Source organism: Pseudolactococcus piscium (assembly GCF_002441695.1).
Classification (GTDB): domain Bacteria; phylum Bacillota; class Bacilli; order Lactobacillales; family Streptococcaceae; genus Pseudolactococcus; species Pseudolactococcus piscium.
This window is the reverse complement of record NZ_JXJW01000040.1, coordinates 1-4238: the sequence shown is the minus strand read 5'-3', so window position 1 is coordinate 4238 and position 4238 is coordinate 1. Positions and strand designations below refer to the sequence as shown.

The 4238-nt window shown below is 32.7% G+C and carries 5 protein-coding genes; 1 reads left to right on the top strand and 4 read right to left on the bottom strand.

Annotation, left to right across the window (positions count from 1 at the left end):
* Positions 1-442 precede the first annotated feature (442 nt).
* Positions 443-523, top strand: coding sequence for a putative holin-like toxin (locus RU86_RS12380; RefSeq protein ID WP_220438155.1), 81 nt, complete (start codon positions 443-445; stop codon positions 521-523).
* 272 nt (positions 524-795) lie between these two features.
* On the opposite strand, the gene RU86_RS11460 is transcribed toward RU86_RS12380, so the two are convergent.
* From RU86_RS11460 to RU86_RS11445, 4 genes are all read right to left on the bottom strand, one after another.
* Complete coding sequence (locus RU86_RS11460; RefSeq protein WP_096815413.1) at positions 796-1347, bottom strand: helical hairpin domain-containing protein; 552 nt, start codon at positions 1345-1347, stop codon at positions 796-798.
* Positions 1348-1361: 14 nt separating this feature from the next.
* On the bottom strand, positions 1362-2312 hold the full coding sequence (locus RU86_RS11455) for an IS30 family transposase (protein ID WP_068164079.1): 951 nt from the start codon (positions 2310-2312) through the stop codon (positions 1362-1364).
* Between the two features lie 101 nt (positions 2313-2413).
* Positions 2414-3520 (bottom strand): relaxase/mobilization nuclease domain-containing protein, encoded by a 1107-nt coding sequence (locus tag RU86_RS11450; protein WP_096815412.1) that lies wholly within the window; start codon positions 3518-3520, stop codon positions 2414-2416.
* Between the two features lie 15 nt (positions 3521-3535).
* The gene (locus tag RU86_RS11445; protein ID WP_096040566.1) at positions 3536-3883 is read right to left on the bottom strand and encodes a plasmid mobilization protein; all 348 of its coding nucleotides are present in this window, start codon (positions 3881-3883) and stop codon (positions 3536-3538) included.
* Positions 3884-4238: the final 355 nt, after the last annotated feature.

Below are 4238 nucleotides of genomic sequence, written 5' to 3'. Positions count from 1 at the left end.
ATCTATAGCAATATGATTTTTGTAGCCATCACTATTAGTTATACGAAAAAGGAGAGATATGGCTACTTAGACAGAACTTTTTGAGGATAAAAATGTTCAAATTGTTGTCCGTTGCAAAGAAAGTTTCAAGAATGAAGTGAAGTTTTTGGCAAAAGAAAATGGACTTGTTTTATCTAATTACATCAAATATTTGTTAGCGCAGGAACTAAAGAAAGCAAAAAAATAAAAGGCTTGTGGTAGCCTTTTATTTGGGAGGTTTTTATGAAAAAATATTTTAGGGTAATTCTATTATAGTATGATTGCCTTAAATCAAAGTTAATTGCTTGTTGATATTATGATATAATATCACTTGTAGAAAAGTTAAGACGGTAGCCCTAAAACCAATAAAATTTGGAGGTGGTGCTATGAAGATTATTTTTAGTTGACCTCTTAGAGAGGGATTATGTCAGTTTTTCAAGCGATAAGCCTGATGATTGCTTTTGCAATGTTAGTCTTAAAACTTAACGACAAAAACAAAAAATAATTCGTCTTCAACTTTAGCGAGTTGACGAATTATTTTGAACACTTGCTACCGTCTTAAACGGTTCTACTGGGAACGTGTTAGCGCACGTTCTTTTTTTTACTTTATACCTACATTATACTGATATAAAGTAAATTAGTCAACAAAGATATTTTGTCGCCAAACTTCAGGCGCGTCGATCAATAACCAAGAACAGAATTAGGCGACAACTTTTAAATGTCGCCACGTTTACAAACCTGCAGGCTGATTCCTGGTTTAAATTTTGGCGACAATGGCTACCTCTTGACCTCTTTATTTTTGATAGTATCATTTTCTCGATCTCTAACATTTTCTTTGACACCCTGATAGGTTTTATATTTCTCAACAATGTCATGAAATCGTTCATTTAACACTTGTCTTTCAAATTTCACTTCCTCGATAGTTTTATTTAGATCACCTCTCTTAGTCGATTTATCAATTTTTAAGTCTGATAGGATTGCTTCAGAAGTTTCAACTTTTCTCAAATCATCAGAACTGAGACCATCAATTGCACTGATGATTTTGTTCAGACGAGAAATTTTTTCATCTAAAACAGACAGTTCTTTTTCTGTTTCATGAACCTGTTTTTCAAATTGATTTTTCAAATCTGAAAACTGTTGACCAGTTGAAACACCTTTTAAAGAGAGATACTCAAAATCTTTGATGATCTGATCAAGTTTTGATATATATTGATTTTTGTGAAGCACTAAATGCTGATTATCATGAGACAATTGCTTGGCAACTGTGTTACCAGTCATAAATTTATTTTTAGTCGCATCATCAGAATTTGTGAAATAGAAAAAAGGCAAATTGCAAGTCCAAGTTAGCCACCCAGATAAACCTGTATCGGCGTGCTGTAATTAAACATTTTTCTTGGATAGTTATTCATCCAAATTTCAATTTGAGCGACCTCTTTCGTGGTCGTTTTTATTGTGCCTTTAGGCAAAAATCTACGAATCATGCGATTGTGATTCTCGTTAGTTCCTCTTTCCCAACTAGAATAGGCATGAGCATAGTAAATATCACAATTAACTGCCTCAGATAAACGAGCAAATTCAGTACCATTATCAGCTGTAATGGACTTAAATTGAAAATTTTGAGTTAATGCCTTAAGCTCAGAATTAACTGCCTCAGAAGATTTATCAGCGATTATTCTGATAATCTCCAAACGACTTTTTCGCTCTGTCAAAGTCAATAAAACCTTGTTTTTAGCCCTTGTTAAGACGACAGTATCAATTTCCCAATGCCCTAACTCATTGCGCCTGTTTATATCTTCAGGACGTTCTTCAATGGATTTACCGTAAACTCTAGGATTAGCTGAAACCGTCTTGATAACTTTTGTCTTATGTGGATAAAGCATATCTTTACGTTTCAAGCCTAATTTGCCATTATAAATCCAGTTGTAAATGCTTGAGTAGCTGATTTGACCATTGAATTTAGCTTTAGCGATCACTTCTGGAGAGACCTTAGCCTTGATGTAATGGACAATTTTTTCCAATACCAGCTTATCAAGCTTTGTGTTTTTAATAGACTTTTTTCGTTGCTTATGGTACTGTTGATGCGCATACTCGCTACTATAGACGATATGATACGCTCTAAAGGTATCCATTTGTTGGACTTGTCCTCGCTTGACTTCATTATTGATTGTTTGATGGCTACGACCTAATAACTTAGCAATCTGACGTCGACTCATCCCTTCTTTAAACCATTTTTCGATAAGTTGTCGTTCAGCTAGTGACAAATGGTTATAAGTTGTGGTATAATTTTCTTGCATCTCAAAGCTCCTATGACTGGTATCTGTTTAATTACAGCATAGCATCTTTGAGGTGTTTTTTAGTGGAAAAATTTTTTCCCTGNGAGGTGGCTAACTTCATTTTACAATTTGGGGAAATAGAAAAAATCTTTTTTCTTGATAAAAATATTATAGTTGCCATCATTAAGTTTATTGACTTGGTGTGAGGGCACTAATATAGCTCCACTATTAAGTAGACCATAATCAATGTCAATATAAATACCGTTTTTTGTTTCCTCTTTTACCTGCCAATCTTCCACTAAAATTTTCATTTCAAAATCATCACTTTTTTCTACTTTAAATTTTTCATATTCATTTTTTATTTCAGATTGAGAGAATACAGAAACATTTTTAGAGACAATTTTTTCAATATTAGATATAGAATATTTTCCACGTTTTGAAAGTGTATCATCACGTGTATTTCTTTTTTGTTCCATATCTGCAAGACGATATTTTACATTTTTTCCAGTATCATCAATTATTACATTCAGAGCCTTAGCTTTTTCTTTAAAATCAGAGATGGAGGTAGAGTGCTTCAGTAAAAAGTTTAAACGCTCCTTTATCTCAATTTTAAAATTATTTTTTCGTTGATAGGCAGAATATTTCTTATACGAGTTTTTCATTGTGTTACTTAAAATATTAGCACCTGCAATGTCCGCATGCTTATCAGAAATATACTTCAAACTTTTCGCCGTACCCTTTTGCCATCTGAATTTTTTAAGGGTTGTAGAATTTGTTGTATTAAAAATAATATGATTATGGATATGATCTTGGTCAACATGAGTTGCTACTATGAACTCATGATCGCTACCAGTCAATTCTAAAACTGTTTTTCTCCCTAGTTCATGAATTTCTTCAGGAGTTAAGTTTTCATCAGGGGCAAATGATTGCACAATATGATGTGCCATTACTCGATTAGGATTGTTCATGTCAGAATTATCAGGATTGCCATTGCTAGCATTAGCCATTATCTTTGTTAGAAAAAATTCTTGATCAGCATAATTTACATTTGAAATTAGATGCCCAGAAACCAATTGCATCATTTTTTTATCTTCAGTAAATGTGACTGGAAAATCTTTTTCAGTTTCTACATAAGGTACATTTGTTTTTTTAGGGTTTAAAATATATTTGACAGACCTTGTTAAACGTTCAGGTGTTTTTATTTGAATTGTTTTAACGACAACAACCATTATAGCCCCATTTCATTATTTGTATTTTTTATATTCTGATTGAATTGATTGATAAACAACTGTTTCAATTTCTTTGAGTAATTTTTTTGTTTCATCAATATCACTCTTTGAGACATCTCCAGTTTCATTTACTTTTTTGGCGATCTGATTGATATTTTTTCCGACCCTATCAATCGCAATTTTGAGGTCGCTCAAAGATTTAAAATCGACAATATTTACTTGACCCTGTATTAACATTTCAAGTGCAAAGGCATTGAAGTTTTTCCGACCTGCATTATCCATCTTGTTTTTAATGTAGTTGTTTTCATCAGGTCTCAATCTTATTTTCTTTTCAATATATCTATTTCTTTTTACTTCTGTCATGTGCAATTGACCCCCATATTTAAAAATTTTTATTTGTTACAAATCAGTTACACCATGGTATACTTTTTATCTGGCTGGCAGGACTAGCAAGTGGTACCCCACTTGCTGTTTTATAAAAAGGTCAGGAATAGTCAAATTGACTACTCCTACCTTTTTTATAAATTTTTGGGGTGTTCCCCAATCCCCCTTTTTGAAATCAAGATACTAAATCAACTTTGATGTTTGTATCTTTTAAAGTTTCAAAATCATCATCAGAAATTGATTTTAAATGCTCAATAGTTGTCGCATATTCAAAGAGTAAATCAATGCCCAGACTTTCAATTTCTTTCGCTTCGCTCTCACTGCCCCTCGACGT

Excerpts from the sequence above, each read along its gene's own strand:
- RU86_RS12380 (WP_220438155.1), top strand. The coding sequence starts at position 443 with ATGTCAGTTTTTCAAGCGATAAGCCTGATGATTGCTTTTGCAATGTTA.
- RU86_RS11445 (WP_096040566.1), bottom strand. The coding sequence starts at position 3,883 with ATGACAGAAGTAAAAAGAAATAGATATATTGAAAAGAAAATAAGATTG.
- RU86_RS11450 (WP_096815412.1), bottom strand. The coding sequence starts at position 3,520 with ATGGTTGTTGTCGTTAAAACAATTCAAATAAAAACACCTGAACGTTTA.
- RU86_RS11455 (WP_068164079.1), bottom strand. The coding sequence starts at position 2,312 with ATGCAAGAAAATTATACCACAACTTATAACCATTTGTCACTAGCTGAA.